This is a genomic window from Spirosoma utsteinense (assembly GCF_014282275.1).
Taxonomy (GTDB): domain Bacteria; phylum Bacteroidota; class Bacteroidia; order Cytophagales; family Spirosomataceae; genus Spirosoma; species Spirosoma utsteinense.
This window is the reverse complement of sequence record NZ_VFIA01000146.1, coordinates 1-1,146: the sequence shown is the minus strand read 5'-3', so window position 1 is coordinate 1,146 and position 1,146 is coordinate 1. Positions and strand designations below refer to the sequence as shown.

The following is a 1,146-nucleotide window of genomic DNA, read 5'->3' as shown; positions in this document are numbered from 1 at the left end:
AATTATAGACATTAGGAAAAAGGTTTGCAATTTAGGTTCAGCATAACTCAAACAAACTCCAATCATGCGTAAGCTAGTAGAAGATGCTCATTTGCTGGATGAGTTCATTCATGAGCAACCAACCTATAGCTCTGACTTCAAGGCACTAGCTATCAAACTGCTTGACCAACACCAGAATGTGGAGCAAGTGGCCGCCCTCACCAACGTGCCCGCTCGAACCCTCTACCAATGGCTCTCTGACTGGAATCAGCTAAAAAAAAAGCCCTGACAAACAACTCCGCGGGCCGATCCGGCAGAGATTCCCCCCTCAGCCCACAGCAACGAATGGCCTTTGTGGAATACCTCCATGCCCAGCCTCTGGCTCATTTTACCCGGCCACAACTCGCCACCGCCTTACGGGAACAGACAGGTGTGACCTACCACCCGCATTACCTGCCAGTGGTATTACACGAACTGGGCCTACGTTACTACAAACCCCGCCCCGTTTCAGTCCGTCGTGCACCTCAGGCCAAGGAAGCCCTGATTGAGCGACTCAAAGCCACTTTTGATGGCTTGCAGGCCATGGGCTATGATCTGGATCGCGTGGCCTTTGGCTTTGCCGATGAGTCTAGCCCCCAACTCAGTGCCAATACCGCTCGGCTGTGGTCCATCGGCAAAGCGGAGCGGGTGGTCAATACCGATAAACAACGGGCCAATACGTTCGGGTTTCTAGCCCTTAACGGGATGGACTACTGCCAACCCTTGGCGGACTCATCGGCGGAGTCCTTTCGTGCTTTATTTCCTAAAATTAGAGCGTTACATGGTGATTATGAAGCGGTAGTGGTGTTATGGGACAACCTGCCTGCCCATAAAACGGTTGCCGTAGAAGCGGCCGCTCGTCGACACCAGATTTATTTGGTTTATAATCTGCCCTATGCCCCGGACTTGAATCCCATTGAAGGGGTTTGGAAAGGGATTAAGCGACGCATTAGTGAGTGGGGTCTGATGGACTCTCTAGACCAATTACGTAACTTAGTTCAAGGCTGGTTTATCGAATTGACGGCAAGCAGTAGTTTGGCCAAACAGTGGATGGAGGACATTTTGTTAAGGGCATTACCACCCAAAAGTGCAATCAGTTTTTGCAAACCTTTTTCTTGACATCTATAA

At 50.3% G+C, this 1,146-nt stretch carries 2 protein-coding genes; both read left to right on the top strand.

Annotated features, from left to right (window positions below; translation table 11 throughout):
* Positions 1–64: 64 nt before the first annotated feature.
* Positions 65–268: a helix-turn-helix domain-containing protein gene (locus tag FH603_RS28155; RefSeq protein WP_186742692.1), complete on the top strand. Its 204-nt coding sequence runs from the start codon at positions 65–67 to the stop codon at positions 266–268.
* A 56-nt stretch (positions 269–324) separates the two neighbouring features.
* Complete coding sequence (locus FH603_RS28150) at positions 325–1,137, top strand: IS630 family transposase (RefSeq protein WP_235985668.1); 813 nt, start codon at positions 325–327, stop codon at positions 1,135–1,137.
* Positions 1,138–1,146: the final 9 nt, after the last annotated feature.

Bases quoted from the DNA above. Each gene is read 5' to 3' on its own strand.
- FH603_RS28150 (WP_235985668.1), top strand. From the start codon at position 325: ATGGCCTTTGTGGAATACCTCCATGCCCAGCCTCTGGCTCATTTTACC.
- FH603_RS28155 (WP_186742692.1), top strand. From the start codon at position 65: ATGCGTAAGCTAGTAGAAGATGCTCATTTGCTGGATGAGTTCATTCAT.